The organism is uncultured Methanofollis sp., from assembly GCF_937919355.1.
In the GTDB taxonomy this organism is placed as follows: Archaea; Halobacteriota; Methanomicrobia; order Methanomicrobiales; family Methanofollaceae; genus Methanofollis.
Genome location: NZ_CALFSA010000171.1, coordinates 1 through 21,524, shown reverse-complemented (window position 1 = coordinate 21,524; position 21,524 = coordinate 1). Strand labels below are relative to the sequence as shown.

Genomic DNA, 21,524 nt, shown 5'->3' with positions numbered 1-21,524 from the left:
CACAGGATAGTCCGCGGCCGCGACGTCATGACCTATCATCGGTCCGGATATGCGGGAGGGGGATCAATACGGTTTAAAAATATCACTTTTTAAGAATATTTTAATTTAAAATAGCAACTTTTATCGCGCAGGCGGTGGATACTCAACTGCTCTCAATCCCGGACAAAGGCTATCGGATCACCGATTATACCACGCAGATAAACCAGAATGATCTCCGGCAGAGAATAGACAACAGCCAAAACGTCTGTCCCGGGACGTGAGCAGATACTACCGGAGTCCAACAATGGAAAACCAGGAACAATTCGTGTCTCACAGTACCACGACAGAAGGAAACAGCGCATGGAATACAGAACAGTCAGGAATCGCCGCGACCGGGCTCCATACCCCGCCACAAGAACATATGGTAATGCGGGAAGACATCCCGGATCTTACCCGGCGTCTCCATACCCTCGAGGCAGCGGTGAGGGACAATCCCTTCCCCATGCTCTGGCTGGACACGGACCTCAACATCCTCTCTGACAACGGTGCGTTCACCGAGATGAGCGGCATACCCCACGACCGCCTTGTCGGGATGAACACCCGCGACCTCTCTGTCACCACCCAGAAAGGCGAGGGCGTGAAGACCGCACTCAGCAGGGGAGTCCGCAGTTATGCGGAGACGACGATCGATTTTCCGACCGGCACCCGTGCTCTTGAGCAATACAGCATCCCTGTCGCCGACCCCTCTGGAGCCCGACATACAGTCCTCGTCGTCCTGAAAGACGTCACGGAAGAGCAAAAGAACGCCACAAAAATGAAGGAGATGATGAAAAACACCGAAGAGAATGCCCGGGCCCTCACCCGGAGCGCCCGCGAACTCAAAGCGGCGATGGACGCCATGGCAAAAGGGGACCTGACCGTCAGCCTCGCCCTGCGGGACGACGACCCCCTCCGCACACTCAAGCAGGACTACCTTGCCACGCAGGAAGAATTGAAGCAATTGTTCCGTCGCCTCGCACAGACCATCAGGGAAGTCGAGGGGAACACGAAGGACGCAGGCAAGAGTTCTGAGGAGATCGCCCGGGCAATCGAAGGAGTCGCTGTCAAAAGCCAGAAGGCGGCGGAAGATTCCCGGAAAAAACTTGAAGAGATAGACGAGGTCGCCGGATCTCTGGCCGACCTCTCGGCCGCCGTCGAGGAGATCGCGAACACCTGCCAGGAAGTGCTTGCCGTCACCGAGGAAACCGCACAGGCGGGTGACCAGGCGGAGGACCTCGGCCGTCAGGCGACAGAGAAGATGCGGGCGGTCGAGACGATCGCACGGGAGAACGTGGACGAGATCACCGATCTCAACCACCAGGTGCAGGAGATCAACAAGATCGTCAAACTCATCACCGACATCTCGAACCAGACCAACCTCCTCGCCCTCAACGCCGCGATCGAGGCGGCCCGTGCGGGTGAACACGGCCGCGGCTTCGCCGTCGTCGCAGGCGAGGTGAGGAACCTTGCGGGCGAGTCGAAGAAGGCGACAGGCGATATCGAAGACCTCATCGTCTCCATCCAGACAAAGAGCATGAAGACAGCAGGGAGTATGGAGACGGCCTATGCAGAGATCCACGGCGGCATCGAGAGCGTGGACAGGGCCGTCGGTGCGCTGCACCAGATCTCCAGGGGAGCAAAGGATGTTGCCGGGAGCGTGAGCGAGATCGCCAAGGCCACAGAAGACCAGGCAAGCAGTGCCGCGCGTGTTAATGAGGGTATGGAGAGGAACAGGGCGCAGACCAGACTGGGCCTGAAAGATATTGAGGATATGGCCGCCCTTGTCGAGGAGGTCTCGGCCTCTGCACAGGAGGTCGGAAGCGGGGCGCAGGAAGTGGCAAGGCGGACGACAGGTCTCAGAGAGCAGATACATGAGATCAGAATGGACTGAGGCGAGGCCATGACCGCAGACCAGGACGTCGTGGAGTTTGAACTTGGCGGGGAACTCTTCGCCCTCGACATCATGCTGGCACGGGAGATCGTGGAGATGATGCCGATCACCCCCATCCCCGGCGCACCACCCCACATCGCAGGCATAATCAACCTGAGGGGTGAGATAACGACGGTTATCGGCCTTGAAAAAGTCATCGGGGTCCAGGCGACCCGCACCATGGCGGACAGGAAAATTATCGTCCTCATGTCCGGAGCAACCCGCGGAAAAAATGTCGGGTTTATCGTCGACGATGTCAGGAGCGTGATACCTGCCGCAGGCGTCGATGCTCACATGGTGGCCGAGAGAGACCTCTCTGCGTATTCAAATTCATACGTGAAAGGGATCATCAGGCATGGCGAGGAGAGCGGGAGTACGTTGGTCATGTGGCTGGACGTCTCCAGAATCCTTGCAGAGGCCATATAATCTCAATATTACTTTTTTTCGCCCGGACAGCGGGGTGCAAAAGAGGAAGGTCTGAAAAGATCGAAGGTCGTCAAAGACAGGGAGATAACAGGACAAAAAAAGGGTTATGTTCTGTTCTGCGCCTTCAGCCGCGCCTCAAGTCTATCGAGGAGTTCCCTGATCTCCTCGATCTCCTGGACCGTGACCTCGTCATCATCCGGGTTGGGCGTCTCGACAGCGGTCCCCCGCCACTGGGAGAGGACGTCGTCGAGGCTGGTGCCGACAAAGGTCTCACCGCCATGGGCCACGACCAGTCCGATCTCCATCACTTCGCCGGTCTGGGAGATGACCGGGATGATCCAGACCTCATGGCCGTCGATGACGTACATGATCGGTTGCACGACTTCAAGGCCCGTGGCCATCGCCACTTTCTGGTGCTGCTGGACATTGGCCGCAGCGCCGTAGTCGTTGTAATAGCCGGGGGCGTTGTAGAAGGTGAAAGTGCCGTCCTGCACATCGCAGAGGACATAGCCGACCATGGACGAGTCCTTGCCCGGTGTCGTGATGGCGGTGAACCAGTACTGGTTGCCGTCCGTGCCCTGGACGAGGTAGACGTCGGGTTCGCCCGAGGAGAGGGTCGCCCCGGCCTCGCCGTGCTCGACGTACACCTCGCCAGAGGGGTACTTCAGGTCGCGCTGGCCCCACCATGAGTTGATCCAGCCGTCCGAGTATGTGCCCCACCAGTCCAGGTAGGTCTCGGTGAGGTCCTCGTCATAGACCCGCTGGATCCATGCGGGTTGTTTGCCGAGATCGAAGAACTCGTTGGCGCCTGTGACCGGGTCGGTGACGACAACGCCCTCCGGCGTCTCGCCGATGACGCCGTAGAGAGCGGGCCGGGAGAGGAGGGTGACCCAGCGGGGGTTGCCCTCGTCGTTGAGCTGGAAGATAGGTTTATGGAGGACATAGGTGGGGTAGTCTTCCCAGATATGGCGGTTGAGATCATATTCCAGGATCGCATGGGGTGTGTAGCGCATCTGGAGGCCGGTGACCCGTCCGGGTTCTGCCTTCGGGTCCTCTGACGAGACGACAACATAGCCGTCCGTGCCTTCGCCGGCATAGATGAGGGCCTTGTCCAGGGAGGTGTAGTCCATGGGGACCAGCCAGACCAGTTCGTCCTCGATGAACTGGACGTCGGGCGTGAAGACGCCGACCTTATACCCGAGGTTCCCGATGACCTTGTCAGCCCGCCAGAGGGCGGTCTTGGCTGAGGCCAGCTGGATGTGGTCGGTATCGATGAGTTCGGTGGTATTGTCCACGGTCCTGACCTGCGGTATGTCTGCAAGGCTCTGGGCACCGATGACCTGTGCACCGGCTGTGAGCATCGGGATGCAAAGGATGGCCAGGGTCAGGACGGTTCCGCCGACAACACGCATCTTTTCGGAGTCGTAGAGGAATGACGCCGCGACCCCACTTGCGGCAAGAGAGAGCGCAAGGTAGAATAGGACATTCACCAGGACCAGTGCCGGGGTTGTGACGTACAGGATGACCCCTGACAGGACGGCGCCGAGGACGATGAGGCCTGGGTGGTTGAACCTCAGTGTTCTGTCTTCGATACGGACGGCCCAGAAGGCCGTCATGATGAACCAGAAGATGATGAGGGTTATGCTCATGGTCTGTGTCTGATCGATCTGTGTGTTAAGGACACTTAACATATTGTGGTGTCTTCTCTACATCAACGGCGATATCTCTCTCGTGCTGTGTCTCTCACGCAGGTACGCGCACTATCCGTCTTCCTGCATGGCGTGAGGGCCCGGAAAGGTAACCCGCATCTCTCTTATACACCGTCTGCCTACCAGAGACGCATGGACAACACTGCCGGACCAGACTTCTCCGATGACACTCTCCCTGTCGAGAACGATGTTGCACCCTCCCCCCGGGTGCTCGCCCTCGCCGTCGGCAACGACATCGACGGTCTCACCGACCTCCTCTTCAACGGGTCGTCGCAGAAGGTCAGGGAGGATGCCGCCCTCGCCATCGGCATGCTGGTAGGAGAGGAGGCGGTCGGTGCCTTCATCGGACTCTTCGCAGAGGACGACCGCGACCTCCGGATGGCCGCGTCGTGGGGACTCTCCGCGATCGGCACGCCGGCCGTCGACGGTCTCATCGCCGGACTCTCAGCGGAGGACGCAGGCACCAGGATGTGGGCGGCCTACACCCTTGGCACCATCGGGCACAGCAAGGCCGAATTTGCACTTGGCAGGGCGCTGAAGGACGAGGACGCCGACGTCAGGTGGTGGGCGTCCTGGGCCCTGGACCAGATCCTCCAGAGGCACGGGTGTTGCAGCGGGTGCTGATCCCTGTGGTATCAAAATGTGTCCACTCTTTGCGTCCTGATCTGCCTGGCAGGGAACACTCCTGCAAAAGCGGTCCGCTTCTCGCGGAGAGAGTCTGATTTATATATCTGGATACCCTCTCCGGAGAGGGGATATACCATGACCGAGATCAGGGTCGCACCGGCGGTGTACGCCATGCCGGACGAAAACCACGAGAATCTCCATGTCGAGATCGAGTTGCCCGGCGTCGACAAAAAGGACATCACGCTCAGGATGCACGACGACAGTTTCTTTGTCCAGGCAGTGAAGGAGGGGACACGATATGCAGGCTCATATGCCACCTGCTGTCCGATCGATTATGAGAAGGCGAAGGCGTCCTATCACAACGGTCTGCTGACCGTGGACGTCCCGTACAAAAAGCCCCAGGCAAGGGGCATCGAGATTCCCGTCAGGTAACCGGAGGCAGGGATGAACCGGGTCACCGGTTCTGCCCTATCTCTCGTGACGGTGTGACGTGTGGATATGAGTGATGAAGGGAGGGCCGCCGAGGCAGCGGGGGTGCTTGGCTTTTCTGACCCCCGGTTACTCTGGCAAAGGATATTCGATGCCGTAGAAGATCCCGTATTCCTTCAGAACCGAGAGGGCATCATCCTCATGGCAAACAGGGCCACAGGAAACCTTCTCGGCGTCGATGCCGGTGAGGTCGTCGGGAAACCCTGTTATGCCGTGGTCCACAAGACCACCTCATTCGTCGGGGACTGTCCTTTTGCCAGGGCGAAGGTATCGGGAAAGAGGGAGAGGTGCACCCTCTGGATCTTCGGCCGGTGGTTCAGGGTCTTGATCGACCCCATCCTCCACCCCGAGAAGGGTGTCGTCGGTGCCATCCATATCATCACGGATGTCTCTGACATCAAGAGGATCGGTGAGTTAAGGTCAAGGCTTGCGTCGATCCTTGAGACGAGCGAAGATGCCATCATCGGCATCTCCCGGGGAGGGCGGATCACCTCCCTGAATGCTGCAGCTGTCGGTCTCCTCGGGACCTCCCCTGAAAGGGCCATCGGCCTGCCTATCTCGCATTTTGTCCCCGTTCATCTCTTCGAGAGATGGGAGGAGACAGCAGGGGCCGTCATCGACGGCCCGACCGGTCAGCGCTTCGAGTCCGAGATCGTACGGTCGGACGGCACGACCCGTGAGGTCTCGGTCGGCATCTCTGCAGTCTTTGATGGCCATGGGGGGGTCTCCGGGTATTCATGTATCATCCATGACCTCTCTCCCCGGAAAAAGGCCGAACGCGCTCTTGTCGCCTATGTCACCGAGGCCGCCCTGCGGATGAAGGTACCGCTCGGCGGTATCGCCCACGAGATCGACCATACTGCAACCCTGCTGGACTCGGGAAGAGTCCTGCCCGGCGACGCTGCCGCCATCCTCCGTGTCCAGAAGGCCCACCTTGAGCAGGTCGTCCAGAACCTTGCCGACCTTGACCGTGCGGTCGCCGAGTCCGCTGAAGAGATCCCCGCGGCATACCACCGTTTCCTCTCGGCGGGATAGTCTCGTGCTCTGGATGATCGAGCATGATCAGCAGATTTTCAGAACGAATGAGAGTCATATCATCAATGTGAACAGAGGTTCTGATCGGTTTGGGGTGACCTTGGGGAACAGGAGGGTGTATCGACCCGATCATGATGGTTTACCAAAACCGGGATGGTTCTCAAAGAACCGCTTGAAACTTCGTTTCATGCCCGATTCGACAGGACTCTTATGCTTGTGAATCCGCCATAGGGCCATCGCCCCCCCCGGGTCCTCTCCTGATCTGTGCCGGACGGGCCGCCATTTCCCTGCCCTGCCAGAATTTTTCCTTTGATCCTGGCCATGTCACTTCAGAAGGTGTTTTTATGATCAGCACCCATACACCTTACCTGAGGGAATGCTGAATGTGTGTTGCAGTTCCTGCCGAAGTAATCGAGATCAAGGACGACAACATCGGTGTTGTCGACTACGGCGACCTCAGGCAGGAGGTACGGCTTGATCTCGTCGATGTCAAGGTAGGCGAGTTCGTCCTCGTTCATGTCGGCTTCGCCATCCAGAAACTCAGCCGTGAGGAAGGCCTGTCGACAAGAGAACTCTTTAAAGAAGTCTACGCTGCGATGGAAAACTAATGCACGAATACAGCATCGCGTACGACATCTTTGCCACAGCCCAGCGCGCTGCCGTCGAAAACCATGCGACCCAGGTGAAGGCGGTGAGGGTCGACGTCGGCGAAATGGCGATGGTCAATCCGGAGCAGGTGAAGTTTCTCTTTGAGGTCATCGCCGAGGACGACCCCGTCTTTGCCGGTGTCTCTCTTGAGTGCCGGACCGTGAAGGTGCACACCCGCTGTGACTGTGGCTATGCGGGCGACGAGAAGTTCGTCTGCCCGCAGTGCGGGGGCCTCCCGCATGTTGTTGAGGGAAAGGAGATTGTAGTCACCAACATCGAAATAGAAGTGAACGATTCATGAAAGTCAATATGATGCACGGCGCCGGCGGCGAGGTGATGGGCGAACTTCTCAAGGTGCTCACAAAGTTCACCCACAACAATGCCGGCGGGATAGGTCTTGAGTCCCTGGACGACGGGGCGGTGATCCCGGTCGGCGACCAGCAGATCGTGTTTACGACGGACAACCACATCATCAACCCGATATTCTTCCCCGGTGGAGATATCGGCAGGATCGCCGTCTCCGGAACCGTCAACGACCTTGCGATGATGGGCGGTCGCCCGATCGCCCTCTCCTGCGGCATGGTCATCGAGGAGGGCTTTGAGGTCTCGAACCTTGAACGAATCGTCGCCTCGATGGACGAGGCCCTTGGTGAGGTCGGTGCATCGGTCGTGACCGGCGACACCAAGGTGCTGGAGAAGGGCGCCCTTGACGGGATCGTCATCAACACGGCGGGTATCGGCGTCGCAAACCATATTGTCAGGGACAACGGCCTCAAACCGGGCGACGTCATCATCGTCTCCGGCACCATCGGCGACCACGGGCTTGCGATCCTCTCCCACCGCGAGGGTTTCGACCTCGGCGAACAGATCCAGTCCGACACCGCCCCCCTCTGGGGCATGGTCGAGCGCGCCCTTGCCGCCGGCGACATCCACGCCATGAAGGACCCCACCCGTGGCGGATTTGCCAATGCGATCAATGAGATGGCGAGAAAGAGCGGAGTCCACGTTGAGATCGACGAGGAAGCCCTCCCTGTCAGGAAGAGCGTCAGGAGCGCCGCCGCCATGCTCGGGATCGACCCTCTCGAAGTTGCAAACGAGGGGAAGGTCGTCATGGGCGTCGCCCCCGGCGATGCCGACGCCATACTTGCCGCCCTGAAGTCGCACCACTACGGGAGAGACGCCGCCGTCATCGGCCGCGTCACCGAGGGTTCCTCGGTCGTCATGAAGACCTCGATCGGCGGTGAGCGTTTCATCGAACCGCCGGTCGGCGACCCTGTTCCGAGAGTCTGTTGATATGAGAGACGAGGAGATACTCGTCCTGAAGGACGTCACCCTGCCGGACGGCAGGGTGGCAGACCTCACCCTCGGCGGAGGGAGGGTCGTCCATGTCGGTGCCGCGGGAAGGGCCGACGAGGTGATAGACGCCGCCGGTCTCCTCTGCGTCCCTGCCGCGGTGGACCTGCACACCCATCTCCGGGGCGGGGCCAGGCAGGGGGCGAAGGAGGACTGGGCAAGCGGGACCGCGAGCGCACTCTCTGGCGGGGTGACGGTCGTCGTCGACCAGCCGAACACCGTGCCCCCCCTCACGACACGCCAGGCCTTCCGCGCCCGCGTCGAGGAGGCGCGCGACCATGCCCTCTGCCGTTTCGCCGTCAATGCCGGGGTCGTCGCGGGTGCCGACCTCCGGGGGCTCTGGGAGGACGGGGCGATGGCCTTCGGCGAGATCTTTGCCGGCCCCTCCAGTTATGGTGCGGCCGTCCCTGAAGATGTCCTGAAGGACGCCTTTCTCACCCTCCATGACCTTGGCGCCCTGGCCACTGTCCACGCCGAAGACCCTCTCCCCGGTGCTCCCGCCACTCTCGCCGACCACGACCGCCTGAGACCTGCCGATGCCGAGGTCAGGGCCGTCAGGGCCGTCTCCTCCCTCGTCCCTCCGGGCGGGCGGGTCCATTTCTGCCACATGAGCACGGCCGCCGCCGTCGATGCCGCCGCCGGCACCGTCGAGGTGACGCCGCACCATCTCTTCCTCTCGTGGGAGCGTTTTGCACCCGACGACACTCATGCCCGCGTGAACCCCCCTCTCAGGTCTGAGGAGGAGCGCCGACGCCTCTGGAGCAGGTGGGAGAGGATCGATGTCGTCGCCTCAGACCATGCCCCGCACACCGCCGGCGAGAAGGCCGCGCCTTTCGCCGACGCTCCTTCAGGCATGCCGGGCGTCGAGACGATGGTTCCCCTCCTCATGGCCGCGGTGCGGGAGGGCAGGATCTCCCTTGCCTCGGTCATCGAGAAGACCGCCATCAACCCCGCACGTATCCTTGGCATCGCTGCGGCTGGATATCTGCCCGGCGAGAGGGCCGACTTTGCCCTGTACCCTGCAGAACCCGTGGTGATCGATCCCGGCGCCCTCCATACGAAGTGCACATGGACGCCGTACGAGGGCATGGAGGCTGTCTTTCCCGAGATCGTCGTCATGGGGGGCGCCTGTGTCGTGCGGGACGGCGGGTTCGCCGCCGGGACCACGGGGTCCTGGATCCCGGGCAAGGGCTATATCCTCTGACCACTGATCTATAATAGCCGATACATGCACATCCATAGGTCCCCGGGCGATCGATTGGCAGAGCCTGGATATGAGCTTCGGGACAACCCGGATGTGCGACAGGCGCGCCCGGTGCGAGGGTTTAAGACCAGGTGAAGAACGGCACACGCCACTCATGATCCATGGTCGTTAGCACCGGGCTACACGGTGATCCTCGTGACCTCTCTTGACGATGCAGTAACTGGATCGGACGACCATGTCATGATCACCCTTGACGTCTCGGCCGGGAGTAAAAAGAACTCTTTTCCTGCAGGTTACAACCCCTGGAGGCATGCCCTTGTCTGTCAGGTCGCCGCCCCACCGCTGGAAGGAAAGGCAAACCGTGCCATCGTTGCTCTGGTCGCAGAGACCCTCGGAGTTCCGGCATCAGCAGTCGGCCTCGCCGCCGGTGCCACCTCGACGATCAAGAGGGTCGAGGTGAGGGGAATATCAAGAGATCGCGTTATAGAACTTTTATCCTCTCTTCTTCCCGTATAATCCTCTGGACTCACCTCTAAAGGTGCGCGCATACTCTAAGGTGCATATATAAGTACTCCGGGATATATTACTACCAATTGTCTATGGGTCGTCATTGTGTTTCTCATATGACATATTCCGGAGGCTTACCATGTATTCATCAGATACGACAAAGTATCTCATTCATATCAATCTCTATGCAGAGGGGGTGGTCGAGAAACCTGACGTAGTCGGTGCCATATTTGGCCAGACTGAAGGGTTGCTCGGCGAAGACCTTGACCTGCGCGATCTCCAGCGGACCGGGCGGGTCGGCAGAATCGATGTCCATATAACGAGTAAAAAGGGCGAGACACGGGGAGAGATCCTCATCTCCTCCTCCCTCGACCGCGCGGAGACGGCGATCCTTGCGGCGTCCCTGGAGACGATTGACCGGGTCGGTCCCTGCGTAGCGCACGCCACAGTCGAGCGGATCGAGGACATCCGCGTGACGAAGAGAAAACAGATCGTGGAAAGGGCAAAGGAACTGCTGATCACCCACTTCGACGAATCCACCATCGACTCCACCGAACTGCTCGACACGGTCAGGGAGTCGATGCGGATCGAGAAGATCGGCGTCCTCGGCGAAGAGAGGGTGCCTGCCGGGCCGAATGTGCTCGACTCCGATGCCATCATCGTCGTGGAAGGCCGGGCCGACGTGATCAACCTCCTCAGGTACGGGATCAAAAACGCGGTCGCCGTGGAGGGGACAAAGATCCCGGCAGTTATCACAAAGCTCTGCGAGATCAAGACGGCAACGGCCTTCTTCGACGGCGACCGCGGCGGCGACCTCATCCTGCGCGAACTCCTCCAGGTCGCGGAAGTCGATTATGTCGCCTTCTGTCCGCGGGGCAAGAGTGTCGAAGAACTGACACGAAAAGAGGTTGTCAAGTCCCTGAGAAACAAGGTCCCGACAGAGTATGTCCGGGACCAGTTGACCGACACACGGGAGGAGATTCCTGCAGAGGCGCTCTCTCTCAAGGAGACGATGCCTGTCATTGTCAGCGAGGCAAAAGAACCTGACGAGGCACCGGAGAACATACTCCCGGAAAAACCTATGATGACACTTGAACAGCAGATCCTGGGCGTCGAGGGGAAGGGCACGGCACGTTTTCTGACCTCTGAATATGCACTGGTGAAAGAAGTGAAGGCCGGCGAGGTCGAACGTACCGTTGAGGAGATCAATTCGGAAACGGGCGGGGTGATCATCGACCGTCCCGTCGATCAGAAACTCATAGACGTCTTCCTTGCAAAGGGGTTTGAGTTTGTTGCCGCTCCTGAGTTCAGGGATATCGTGAAGAGGCCGTTATCTCTCAGGCTCATGAAAATTCGAAAGGCGTAGAACGGAGCAAATATATATATAATAAAATTTCCTATTTCTCTTTCGGGGTTTGGACATGCATAAAGAAGAACTAATTACCCTGCATCAGATCCTTGTCGAGATCAAGGATTATTTTGAGACGATGAACACAGAACTGAAGTTCCCCCAGTATTACGCGCTCAAGATCAACCCCTCCCAGATCCATAAGAGCAAACTCGAGCACAAACACGCTATCTTCGTCCTCGGACAGGAACTTGCCAATGCGATGAAAGACGTCGATTTTACCGCCTCGTCCCGCATATCCGCCAGGATGAGAGAACTCTCCGAGAAGACGGAGCGGGAACTCGAAAAGAATATGGAACAGCAGTAAGAAGGGGGGGGCATGTCACCAACCCCCCGGGGCCTGTCTACGACCTCAGTGCCTTTTCCTTTTCCATGAGATGGCGTGCAAGGATCTTCGGGATCGGGGCCGCCATACAGTGCCAGTTCGGCGTGCCATTCACCTCGAGGACCGTATAACTCCCATTCTCGGCGAGCAGGTCAACGCCGCAGTAGTCGGCACCGACGACCCTTGCCGCACCGGCAGCGACCTCCTGCATCTCCGGATCGATCTCGACCGGCGTCCCGGTCCCTCCCTGGTGGATATTGTGGGTGAGGTGGGGCGACTGCCGGCAGATCGCGCCGACGGCCTTTCCTTCTATGACGAAGACCCTGAAGTCCCGGTCGTTCGGCACATATTCCTGGAGATAGTAGGGGGGTTCGCCGAGTTCCTCTGGCTTCGTGACGAGGCAGACACCGATGCCGTCGTAACCGTAGACAGGTTTGAAGACCGCCTTCCCTCCGTGACGGGCGATAAAGTCGGCGGCAAGATCGCGTGACGCCGTAAAGAGTGTTTCTGGTGATGGTATCCCATTTTTAAGAAGGAGCGCCGTCGTCTTGACCTTGCTTGCGCAGGTCGCGATCGCGTCGGGAGAGTTGACGATGAGGTTCTCAAGGGAGAGGACATCCAGGCACTCGAACTGGTGAATGTCCTGTTTCATGCCGCAGACCCAGATGAGATCGCCGGTGATGGACTCTGAAAGCGGATCAATTGCGTCGAGGTCGAGGAGGGCATAATCGGCCCCTGCCTGTTTGAGTTCAGAGATCACCGCAGCAGTCGAGTTGTCGCCGTGTGTGTCTGTCGGTTTGGGTACGATACGAATCATGTCTTCTATCCCCGGTCGGGCGGCGTCTCTGCCGCTCTCAGTACCAGTAATCTTGCGAGGGGGAGGGGAAGAAGATATCTATATCTTCTCTCCGCCGATCTCGCCAAGACTTGCCTCGGCTTTCTCGACCATCACCTGCATGGCCTGGGCCTTCGCCCGGGCAACCAGGGGTTCTCCTTTTTTCAGGGCGGTGGAAGCTTCACGGTATAACTTCTCCGCCCTGTCCACTCTCCTTTCTGGCCGGCCGACGTCTTCCCCTTTTATCCTGAGAAGGTCGATCTCGTCCCTGACTGCCTGAAGTTCCCTGAAGGTATCTTCGATCTCCACGCCGATATCTACACCGGTAGGAAGACCCTCTCCTTCCTCATCTCCGGCATCGAGGACCGCCCTCATCTCGTCGTCGATGTCGGTGACGGTCTCGGCGACGAGAAGGGCGAGGAAAGTCACCTCTCCTGGGATAGAACTCCGGTCCCGGAAAGAAACCTCAAGGTCAGGGCCGGAGAGTCTCACCGCGATCTCCCCCCCCTCTTCCCCGTACCTGACGATCATCGGTGACCTGGCTTTCTCCCTCTCGAAGAGCACTTCGATGCCGTTTGATTCCAGATCTTCGGCGAGGCGATCTAGGAACATGGAATAGACGCCGGCAAGCCCCTGCGCGTAGTGGATATATGACATGGACATCCCCCGATCCTAAAATATCACTTTGGTTGATAAGCATTCCGCCCCCGATCCGCCATCATCATTCTGGCGTACGCCGGGGATTCGCAGAAGAGTTTTATTCTGGAGGATCGATCCCCGGCCATGCGTTACTATCCTGCAAAAAATGATCTGCCCTCGCCACACCGGGTCAACCTGGCCATCGAGGAGGCGTTCAGGGAATACGGGGAGGGGAGGGTCCGGATGCCGCCGAAGATCTATGTCACCTTTGAAAAGGGGGACTTCAGGACTATGCCCGCATACCTGCCGGGCATCGGTATCGCGGGCGTCAAGATCGTCAATGTCCACCCGGAAAACCCGAAGATCGGTCTGCCGACGGTGATGGCCCTCACCGTCGTCCTCGACCCCGCCACAGGCATGCCCGAAGCAGTCCTGAATGCCACGGCCCTCACCGACCTCCGGACAGGTGCGGCCGGCGCCGTTGCCGCCCGCCACCTCTCCCCGAAACGCCGGGTCGTCCTCGGCGTCGTGGGGAGCGGGAGGCAGGCCGCGGCCCAGGTGGATGCGATCGCCGATGTCCTGGAGGTTACGGAGGTGAAAGTCTGGAGCAGGACACCCGCGAATGCGGAGGCATTCTGTCGCCGGTGCGAAGGTCTTGCGTGTGATACCGTTTCCCTGGAAAAGGCCTGCGATGCCGACGTCATTGTCACGACGACGCCATCCCGGACACCGGTCATCATGTCAGAATGGGTCCATGAGGGGACGCACATCAATGCCATCGGTGCCGACGCACCAGGAAAGGAAGAACTCGACCCGGCCCTCCTCCTCCGGTCCCGCGTCTTTGTGGACGATCCCGAGCAGGCCCTTCACTCCGGCGAGATCAATGTGCCTGTTTCCATGGGGCTCTTCACGGGGGAGATGATCTCGGGCACACTCGGGGACATTGTCTGCGGGAGAAAAAAAAGGGAAAATAGAGATGAGATTACGCTCTTTGACTCGACAGGCCTTGCGATCCAGGACCTTGCCATTGCGGCCCTGGTCATGAAGACGGGAGACGGGATTGACCTGCCCTTCCCTTGATTCACTCCTCTTTCGGGAGGGGCCGGGCAAACTTCTTCCAGACCTCTTCCCTGTACACCGGCCCTGAGTTGTACGTGCAGAAGGGGATCACCCTGCCGTCCGGCGTGGCATAGTGGATGCAGCAGCGCTGGACACGGCTGATGTCGTAGTTGTAGTTGTCCATGAAGTGCATCGTGCCGATGAAGAGGGCGTTCCAGTGGAAGTCCCGCAGGGCGTCGAAGTTCTGGGATACAAGCGTCTTCCCGAGGAGCGTCCAGAACCGTGCCGTACTCCCGTGTTCACCGTTCGATGCAGAGACACTCATGTCTTTGACGCCCTCGATGAGTGCCCGGTACTTGTTGATGGTCCCGCCATTCTTCAGCCTGTCCGTCATCGTCCTGATGGCATCGAAGAAGCCGTCGACATCGACCATCTCGTTGATCGGGACAAGTCCTTCCTCGGTCACAAAGACATAGGTGGCGGCGCCGCAGTGCTGGTGGGTGGTGAACCTGACCTGCGGTTTTCCTGTATACGTTTCGACGAGGTCGGAGATCGGCACGACGCAGGGGACGGGGTAGAGGTAACTCTTCTTGATGATGCCGCCGGTCTGCTCCTCGATCTTCTCGGCGAGGTCCGGGATGGTGATACGCTCTCTTTTGATGTCGTCCTCGCTTGCGGCACCGGTGAAGGCCACGGGCTGGAAGTTGACGCCCCGCACGACCTGCACGCGGTCTGCGGCAAACCTGAGGATCGCGCCGATCTCATGGTCGTTCCTCCCGTTGATGATTGTCGGGACGAGCACGACACCGAGACCAACTTTCGCACAGTTTTTCACGGCATTCAGGCTTGCCTGAAGGATGGGGTTCGTCTCCAGGCTGACACCATCAAAGTGGAGGTAGACAGTGCTCAGGCCGGCTTCCTTGAGGTTCTGCGCGTACGCGGGGTCATGCGCGATCTTGATCCCGTTCGTTGCGATCTGGACCTGCGAGAACCCGAGTTCCTTTGCTTTCCTGATGAGATCGAAGAGGTCATCGCGCATTGTCGGTTCGCCGCCCGAGAACTGGACCGCCGGCGTGGGGACCGGTTGTTCGTTCCTGAGCATCTTCATCATGCCGACGACCTCGTCGAAAGAGGGTTCATAGATAAATCCACAGGCCCGGGCATTGGCGAAGCAAAAATCGCAGTGGAGGTTGCAACGGTTTGTCAGGTCGATGTTGGCAAGGAGCGTGCTCGACTTGTGGTCCGGGCAAACACCGCAGTTGCCCGGACAGGTCTCCGGGCAGGTCTCGTTCTGGGGGTTGGAGACACCGTTTCCTATCTCCTCGAATGCATCGAACCGCCTGTACATCTCCGCATCAGACCAGTAGAGGTGTTTTGCCTCTCCATGGTCGGGACAGGTGCGGGAGATCCAGATTTTCCCGTCCTCTTCGCAAATGTCTGCTTCGAGCACCCTTTTGCAAACAGGGCAAAGACTCTTGGTTTTTTTCAGAAGCATATCTCATCCACCGGCATATCTTTACAATAGCGTTTCATATATTGGTTACCTGTGTTATACAGTAGTGACTCAATGTTTAGAGCGAAATAAGATTTAAACTTAAGTAGAAATTTTAAACCTAAGTAGAAATTGTGGGGCGGATAATTATTATTATCGATCTGATTATATCATGCCTGCTCGCGGCGATCTGGGTCATGCTACCCGCCTATGTACCTAATTCAGCCGCTGCCGCCCTTGGCGGAGGTACGCCGGTTGACATGGGTAAGACCTGGAGCGATGGCCGCAGGGTCCTCGGGGACGGTAAGACCTGGAGGGGTTTTGTCCTTGGGGTCGCATGCGGTGTCGTTGTCGGTATCGCCCAGATTGTGGCGAGGGACGCCTTCGGGTTCACCTCCCTCCCGGCGCATACGCTGACCACCGTGTGCATCCTTGCCTTCGGGGCGCTTCTCGGGGATATGGCAAAAAGTTTTGTCAAAAGGCGACTTGGAAAGGAGAGCGGAGAGGAATGGCTCATCGCCGACCAGTACGACCTTGTCGTCGGGTCTCTCGGTCTCCTTATCGTCTTCCAGTACGACTGGTTTATGGAGAATGTGACTCTCGGGGTCTTTATCTGGATTCTCATTCTCACGCCCCTCCTTCACCGTGCTGCGAACATCATCGGGTATCTCATCGGAGTGAAGAAAGTACCATGGTAAAAGAAATTGCAGAACTGCTCAAGGACCACGGCGCCATTGAAATCGGAGACTTTGTCCTGGCATCCGGCGCACGGAGTTCGTATTATCTCGACATCAAGACTGCGATCACCGACCCCGTTCTCCTCCGCAGGATCGGGGAGGCATTTGCAGGGAAGTTCACGTTCGACGTCGTCGCAGGCGTCGCGGTGGGTGCGGTACCCCTGGCGGTCGCCACGTCGCTTGCATCAGGTAAGCCGTACGCGATCATCAGGAAGGAACAGAAAGACCACGGCAAGAGCGATCTTGTCATTGGCGACGTGAAGGGGAAGGCGGTCCTCCTTGTCGAGGACGTCACCACGTCAGGTGGGTCCGCGCTCTTCGGGGTCAGAGTGCTCAGGGATGCGGGAGCAACGGTCGTTGCCGTGGCCTCGGTCGTGGACCGGGAGAGCGGGGCATCGGATGCGTTTGCACAGGAGGGTATATCCCTTGTCCCCCTGACGACGGCCTCAGAGATGATGAACCTGTAACCATTTATGGGGGAGAGGCATATAATATGGACATGAAGATTCTTGTTGTGGGCGGTGGCGGCCGGGAGCACGCTATTGTACGTGCCCTATCCTGCAACAGTGGTGTAAAAATATATTCGGCGATGGCCCGGCGGAACCCCGGCATTGCGTCTCTCTCTGAGAGTATCCTCCTGGAAAAAGAGACCAATGTAAGAACCGTTGCTGATTTTGCAAAGAAGAGTGGTGTCGACTTTGCGATCATCGGTCCCGAGGCACCACTTGAGGCCGGCATTGCCGACACCCTCCAGGAACAGGGAGTCCCCTGCGTCGGACCGACGCGGCTGGCGGCCAGGCTTGAGACAGACAAGGCGTTTTGCCGCGCAATGATGGAGAAGCACGGCATCGCCGGGTGTCCCCACTACCGCGTCTTCCACGACCCTGAAGAGGCCTGCGACTATATCGACGTCTATGACGGCGACCTTGCGATAAAACCGATCGGTCTGACCGGTGGCAAGGGTGTCAGGGTCATGGGCGAGCAGGTGGACCGTGAGGGTGCGAAGAAATATGCACGCACCCTCCGCGACGGTATCGTCCTCGAAGAACGTCTTATCGGTGAGGAGTTCACCCTCCAGGCCTTCGTAGACGGGAACCACCTGGTGCCGATGCCCCTTGTCCAGGACCACAAGAGGGCGTACGAAGGGGATACAGGCCCGAACACTGGTGGGATGGGCACGTATTCCCTTGAAGACCATCTCCTGCCCTTTGTCTCTCCGGCAGACTACCGCGATGCCCTTGAGATCATGCGGAGCACTGTTGCGGCGATGAACACCGAGGGCCAGCCGTACCGCGGTATACTCTACGGTCAATTCATGAACACGCGGGACGGCCCGAAGGTTGTGGAGTTCAACTCGCGCTTCGGCGACCCCGAGGCGATGAATGTCCTCTCCCTCCTCCAGAGCAACTTTGCCGGGGTCCTCTGCCGTATCATCGACGGGACGCTCTCGCCTGCTCATGTGGACTTTGCAAAGCAGGCAACGGTCTGCAAGTACCTCGTGCCGCAGGGTTATCCTGCTGCGCCTGTCGCGGGGGCGCCGATCGAGGTCGGGGACTATGGCGACGCCCTGCTCTACTACGCAAATGTCGCTGAGAAGGACGGGAAACTGACGACCCTCACCTCGCGGGCGATGGCCTTCGTCGGCCTCGGCGACAACCTTGAAGAGGCCGAGGCAAAGGCCGAGAAGGCGGCTGCGTCAGTGAAGGGCGGTGTGTGGTACCGCCACGATATCGGCAAGACCTCCATCCTTGAGAAGAGGATTGCGCACATGAAGGCGATACGATGAAGAAGGACTTTTTAACGCTTCTGGATGCAGAACCAGCCGAGATAGAGGAGATCCTTGACGAGGCCGAGAGGCTCAAGGCGCTCAGGGCCAGAGGTACTCCTCACACCCTCCTGACCGGGAAGAGCCTCGCCATGATCTTCGAGAAGGCCTCGACGCGGACCCGTGTCTCTTTCGAGGCAGGGATGCACGACCTCGGGGGCCATGCCCTCTTCCTCAACCCCCACGACCTCCAGCTCGGCCGGGGCGAGATGCTCAGGGACACGGCCCGTGTGCTCTCCCGGTATGTCTCGGCCATCATGATCCGGGCCTACAAGCACAGCACGCTTGAGGAGTTTGCAAAGTATGCGTCGGTGCCGGTCGTCAATGGCCTCTCTGACATCGCCCATCCCTGTCAGGTGCTTGCCGACCTTCTGACGCTGCGCGAACGCTTCTCCTCACTCGATGGCCTGAGGCTTGCATGGATCGGCGACGGGAACAATGTCTGCAACTCGATGCTCATCGCCGCGGCCTACACGGGGATGGAACTGCGGATCGCATGCCCGCCGGGGTATGAACCCGATGCCGCCGCCCTGAAGGAAGCCAGAGCGCGGGGTGCGAAGGTCGCCTTCTTTGCCACGCCTGAAGAGGCGGCGAAGGATGCCAATGCCCTCTACACCGACGTCTGGGTCTCGATGGGCAACGAGGCCGAGCGGGAAGAGCGCCTCAGGGCCTTCCAGGGCTATACGATCACCTCCGACGTCGTGGCGCGTGCCGAACCCGACGCCGTGGTGATGCACTGCCTGCCCGCCCACCGCGGCGAGGAGATCGCCGAAGATGTGCTGGAAGGGCCGCAGAGCATTGTCTGGGACCAGGCCGAGAACCGCCTCCACGCGCAGAAGGCGCTTCTCGTCACACTGATCCGGTGAGAACAGGGTTGCACTTCGGTGCGATCCCGGTGCATCTTTTTTTAATCAGAATTTCTCGATACCTGTCAGGTTCATGACAGGAGGGTGGGACGACAACCTCTTATCTCAGGATCTCTGCTCTCTCTCTGCCCGGGGTCAGTCCTGATCTGGAGGACGACCGAAAGGAGTAAAGAAACAGAAGCGCTGTCCGGGGGCAAAAGACCATCCAGTCTTCGAAGAACACATTCGATGGGATATCCTGAGCGGGGGCCCGGGGAAACGACCGGAGGGCGTCGAGAAGGTCGAAGACCTTCGCTGTGCGAACGGAGTGAGCACAAGAAAATCTCTGATTTCCCACGTAGTCTCCCGGTGTGGGGCCGGTATCTCCGATCCAAAAATCGAATGTTTCCCCGTCCGGGCGGATCTCCTGGTGCGCCCTGCCCGCCCTGCAAAAAAAGAGTTAGTCGGTGTCGATGAATGCCTTGACCTGCGCGATCATGTCCTTTTCCGCTTTCTGGACGACGTCCAGTTTGCCGCGGAAGGCCAGGAGGTTTCGTATGTCGCCGTCCATGTTTGCAAAGGAGAGCCTTTGCGGGCTGTCAACCAGTTCGACGTCGTACTTGCCGATGATGTCCCTGATCACGCTTCTCGGGACACCCGGCGGGATGACCAGATCATAGAGTTCTTCTTTTGCCATGGGATTTTCCTCACTTTCCTACCTTGATGCGCCGGCCCATGATGCACGGCCCGCCCCTCACGCCGCCAAGGGGGTTCTTCGGTTTGCCGAGGGAGTTCATGCACCGCCCCATCAGGGCGGCGCCGCGTGCAAGCCCGTCGTCCACAAAGACCACGTGGTTCTGCGGGTCTTTGAAGAGGCCGCGCTCGGCGATCCCGTCAAGGATGTACTGCGGTTTTCTCCCCGATATCGCCGCCCGTCCGGTGAAACCGATGGAGGCGTTTTCCGGAACCATGTTGTGTTCGACCGCGACATCGATGAGCCTGAGGGCCATTCTCGTGCAGACGTGGTCGATCACGTCGGCGAGCAACCCTTTGCCGTACTTCTCATAGATCTCTGCGCCGATCGTATTGAGTGCTCCGGTCTCGCTCCCGTTCACACCGACGTCGCACCCGATCAGGGCGACTCCTGAGTCGTGGGCGACCTTTGCGTTGACCGGCACACGGCCGAAACGGTCGCGGTCTGGCGGGACGACCCTGATGTCGATGTGGCGGTGCGCCTGCTCGACATAGTCCTCGATGATTGCCGCACTCCTCCCGAACCGCGACAGCCCTTCGACAACACTCTTGTCCCCGAACATGTCGAGGGCCGTACCCGTCCTCCCCTCGACCTGGCCTGTCCCCCTGACGATAGCATCGGGGACCGCCCCCGCAAGGCCGCAGAAGTTCCCGATGGTCTGGGCAAAGGGGTTCTCGGCCTTCGGGTCGACGTCGGAGGTGATCCTGCCGTCAAGGGTCGTGCCGAAGTCCATCGAGATGCAGGGGTTGCGGAAGTCGACCGGCGTGCTCTTTGCGCCTTCCTTGATGCCGGCCATCGCAAGTTCGCCCTCCATCTCGTTGGCGACCATCTCGACCCCTGAACTCCCGACAGGGGGGATCACGCCGGCGACCGCCCCGACAAAGACCACCTTGTCGGCAAAACTGTAGTTCTGGAGTTTTTTCGTGAGGTTCTCCTTCGACATCGGGGGCGTCATCTTCCTCGGCGGGACGCCCGCTGCAAGGCACCCATTGGCGAGGGCGATGACAAACTCCCCTACCTGGTCGGGGGAGTCCATGGCGGCGACGACGCCGGTGCTCCGCACCACAAAGTCGAGGTCGTCCTTGATAGAGAGGCCCGCCTCCCTGTGGCACTCGAGGAGGGTGTCACGCACCAGTTCGGTGACGGACTCGCGGGTGAGTTCTGTGCCGTCGAGGGTCGCGCCGAAGGTCTCCTCTCCGGGCTTCGGCCGCCTGACGTCGCGGCTCATCTTCACCGTCTTGTTGATGACATAGGTCATGCCGGTGTCGAGGTTGGTCCCGGTGAGGATGCACTTCGTCGTTGTGTTCCCCATCTCGACCGATGCGACGATGAAGTACGGCCTGGTCTTGTATTCAGGGACCGTCATCCCGGCGCCGTGGGAGATCGAGGGTGGCGGGATGCTTTCCACGATATATGGCTTAGGTTTGAAAAAGCGGTCCAGAAAGCGGGCGCACATGAATCTAATCTCTCCTCCTGAATTGTTTATATCTTTCTGTCTGCGTCTCCGGCCTCCGCACCGTAGCCAGACAGGGACGCAGAGATCCGGGCGATGCCCCGGAGGACCAGGTACCCTGAGGCGGTGAGTTCGTACTCGCCCCGCTCGTACCTCTGGGAGATAAGGCCGGCATTTTCCAGTTTTTCAAGGTGGAAGAGCAGGTT

The 21,524-nt window shown here is 59.3% G+C and carries 23 protein-coding genes; 17 read left to right on the top strand and 6 right to left on the bottom strand.

All coding sequences use genetic code 11. The annotated features are described in order from the left end of the window. The first annotated feature begins 406 nt into the window (after nt 1-406). Together Q0520_RS08440 and Q0520_RS08435 are read left to right on the top strand one after the other, a co-directional pair. Complete coding sequence (locus Q0520_RS08440) at nt 407-1,909, top strand: methyl-accepting chemotaxis protein (protein WP_298668799.1); 1,503 nt, start codon at nt 407-409, stop codon at nt 1,907-1,909. Between the two features lie 9 nt (nt 1,910-1,918). After that, nucleotides 1,919-2,374 (top strand): chemotaxis protein CheW, encoded by a 456-nt coding sequence (locus Q0520_RS08435; protein WP_298668795.1) that lies wholly within the window; start codon nt 1,919-1,921, stop codon nt 2,372-2,374. Between the two features lie 104 nt (nt 2,375-2,478). Here the strand turns inward: Q0520_RS08435 and Q0520_RS08430 are convergent, their stop codons facing one another. Continuing rightward, entirely contained in the window at nt 2,479-4,023 is a 1,545-nt protein-coding gene (locus Q0520_RS08430; protein WP_298668792.1) for a hypothetical protein, read from the bottom strand. 192 nt (nt 4,024-4,215) lie between these two features. Between Q0520_RS08430 and Q0520_RS08425 the strand changes: the two genes are divergently transcribed. From Q0520_RS08425 to Q0520_RS08380, 10 genes are all read left to right on the top strand, one after another. Then, nucleotides 4,216-4,707, top strand: a complete 492-nt coding sequence (locus Q0520_RS08425; protein WP_298668789.1) for a HEAT repeat domain-containing protein — start codon at nt 4,216-4,218, stop codon at nt 4,705-4,707. Nucleotides 4,708-4,845: 138 nt separating this feature from the next. Beyond that, the gene (locus tag Q0520_RS08420; protein ID WP_298668787.1) at nt 4,846-5,142 is read left to right on the top strand and encodes an Hsp20/alpha crystallin family protein; all 297 of its coding nucleotides are present in this window, start codon (nt 4,846-4,848) and stop codon (nt 5,140-5,142) included. A gap of 66 nt (nt 5,143-5,208) precedes the next feature. Continuing rightward, the gene (locus Q0520_RS08415; RefSeq protein WP_298668784.1) at nt 5,209-6,234 is read left to right on the top strand and encodes a PAS domain-containing protein; all 1,026 of its coding nucleotides are present in this window, start codon (nt 5,209-5,211) and stop codon (nt 6,232-6,234) included. A 383-nt stretch (nt 6,235-6,617) separates the two neighbouring features. Further along, complete coding sequence (locus Q0520_RS08410; RefSeq protein WP_298668781.1) at nt 6,618-6,842, top strand: HypC/HybG/HupF family hydrogenase formation chaperone; 225 nt, start codon at nt 6,618-6,620, stop codon at nt 6,840-6,842. Further along, a complete protein-coding gene (locus Q0520_RS08405) occupies nt 6,842-7,183 on the top strand; it encodes a hydrogenase maturation nickel metallochaperone HypA (RefSeq protein WP_298668779.1) in 342 nt (113 codons plus the stop codon). Before Q0520_RS08410 ends, Q0520_RS08405 begins: the two co-directional genes overlap by 1 nt. Continuing rightward, complete coding sequence (gene hypE, locus Q0520_RS08400) at nt 7,180-8,175, top strand: hydrogenase expression/formation protein HypE (protein WP_298668777.1); 996 nt, start codon at nt 7,180-7,182, stop codon at nt 8,173-8,175. The genes Q0520_RS08405 and hypE overlap by 4 nt, the downstream gene beginning before the upstream one ends. A 1-nt stretch (nt 8,176) precedes the next feature. Continuing rightward, nucleotides 8,177-9,439, top strand: coding sequence for a dihydroorotase (pyrC, locus tag Q0520_RS08395; RefSeq protein ID WP_298668775.1), 1,263 nt, complete (start codon nt 8,177-8,179; stop codon nt 9,437-9,439). 186 nt (nt 9,440-9,625) lie between these two features. Beyond that, complete coding sequence (locus Q0520_RS08390; protein ID WP_298668773.1) at nt 9,626-9,955, top strand: DUF167 domain-containing protein; 330 nt, start codon at nt 9,626-9,628, stop codon at nt 9,953-9,955. Between the two features lie 130 nt (nt 9,956-10,085). Next, nucleotides 10,086-11,312 carry a DNA primase DnaG gene (gene dnaG, locus Q0520_RS08385; RefSeq protein ID WP_298668771.1) on the top strand — a complete coding sequence of 409 codons (1,227 nt, stop codon included), beginning with the start codon at nt 10,086-10,088 and terminating at the stop codon, nt 11,310-11,312. A 55-nt stretch (nt 11,313-11,367) separates the two neighbouring features. Continuing rightward, complete coding sequence (locus tag Q0520_RS08380) at nt 11,368-11,661, top strand: UPF0058 family protein (RefSeq protein ID WP_298668769.1); 294 nt, start codon at nt 11,368-11,370, stop codon at nt 11,659-11,661. Nucleotides 11,662-11,698: 37 nt separating this feature from the next. On the opposite strand, the gene Q0520_RS08375 is transcribed toward Q0520_RS08380, so the two are convergent. Both Q0520_RS08375 and Q0520_RS08370 read right to left on the bottom strand, forming a co-directional pair. Then, complete coding sequence (locus Q0520_RS08375) at nt 11,699-12,496, bottom strand: RimK family alpha-L-glutamate ligase (RefSeq protein WP_298668766.1); 798 nt, start codon at nt 12,494-12,496, stop codon at nt 11,699-11,701. Between the two features lie 78 nt (nt 12,497-12,574). Beyond that, nucleotides 12,575-13,171: a hypothetical protein gene (locus Q0520_RS08370; RefSeq protein WP_298668763.1), complete on the bottom strand. Its 597-nt coding sequence runs from the start codon at nt 13,169-13,171 to the stop codon at nt 12,575-12,577. A gap of 126 nt (nt 13,172-13,297) precedes the next feature. Between Q0520_RS08370 and Q0520_RS08365 the strand changes: the two genes are divergently transcribed. Continuing rightward, nucleotides 13,298-14,233: an ornithine cyclodeaminase family protein gene (locus Q0520_RS08365; RefSeq protein WP_298668761.1), complete on the top strand. Its 936-nt coding sequence runs from the start codon at nt 13,298-13,300 to the stop codon at nt 14,231-14,233. 1 nt (nt 14,234) lies between these two features. On the opposite strand, the gene tes is transcribed toward Q0520_RS08365, so the two are convergent. Next, nucleotides 14,235-15,707 (bottom strand): tetraether lipid synthase Tes, encoded by a 1,473-nt coding sequence (gene tes, locus Q0520_RS08360; RefSeq protein WP_298668759.1) that lies wholly within the window; start codon nt 15,705-15,707, stop codon nt 14,235-14,237. A 194-nt stretch (nt 15,708-15,901) separates the two neighbouring features. On the opposite strand from tes, the gene Q0520_RS08355 reads away from it, so the two are divergent. Genes Q0520_RS08355 through argF form a run of 4 tightly spaced genes read left to right on the top strand, consistent with a single transcriptional unit; the run spans nt 15,902 to nt 19,132 of the window. Next, on the top strand, nt 15,902-16,402 hold the full coding sequence (locus Q0520_RS08355; protein WP_298668756.1) for a CDP-2,3-bis-(O-geranylgeranyl)-sn-glycerol synthase: 501 nt from the start codon (nt 15,902-15,904) through the stop codon (nt 16,400-16,402). After that, entirely contained in the window at nt 16,396-16,908 is a 513-nt protein-coding gene (gene pyrE, locus Q0520_RS08350; protein ID WP_298668753.1) for an orotate phosphoribosyltransferase, read from the top strand. The genes Q0520_RS08355 and pyrE overlap by 7 nt, the downstream gene beginning before the upstream one ends. Before the next feature lie 26 nt (nt 16,909-16,934). Continuing rightward, nucleotides 16,935-18,227 (top strand): phosphoribosylamine--glycine ligase, encoded by a 1,293-nt coding sequence (gene purD, locus Q0520_RS08345; RefSeq protein WP_298668750.1) that lies wholly within the window; start codon nt 16,935-16,937, stop codon nt 18,225-18,227. Then, nucleotides 18,224-19,132: an ornithine carbamoyltransferase gene (gene argF / locus Q0520_RS08340; protein ID WP_298668747.1), complete on the top strand. Its 909-nt coding sequence runs from the start codon at nt 18,224-18,226 to the stop codon at nt 19,130-19,132. Before purD ends, argF begins: the two co-directional genes overlap by 4 nt. Before the next feature lie 439 nt (nt 19,133-19,571). Here the strand turns inward: argF and Q0520_RS08335 are convergent, their stop codons facing one another. Together Q0520_RS08335 and Q0520_RS08330 are read right to left on the bottom strand one after the other, a co-directional pair. Further along, nucleotides 19,572-19,808 (bottom strand): hypothetical protein, encoded by a 237-nt coding sequence (locus Q0520_RS08335; protein WP_298668745.1) that lies wholly within the window; start codon nt 19,806-19,808, stop codon nt 19,572-19,574. Nucleotides 19,809-19,818: 10 nt separating this feature from the next. Then, a complete protein-coding gene (locus Q0520_RS08330) occupies nt 19,819-21,321 on the bottom strand; it encodes a methanogenesis marker 14 protein (RefSeq protein WP_298668743.1) in 1,503 nt (500 codons plus the stop codon). Nucleotides 21,322-21,524 lie beyond the last annotated feature (203 nt).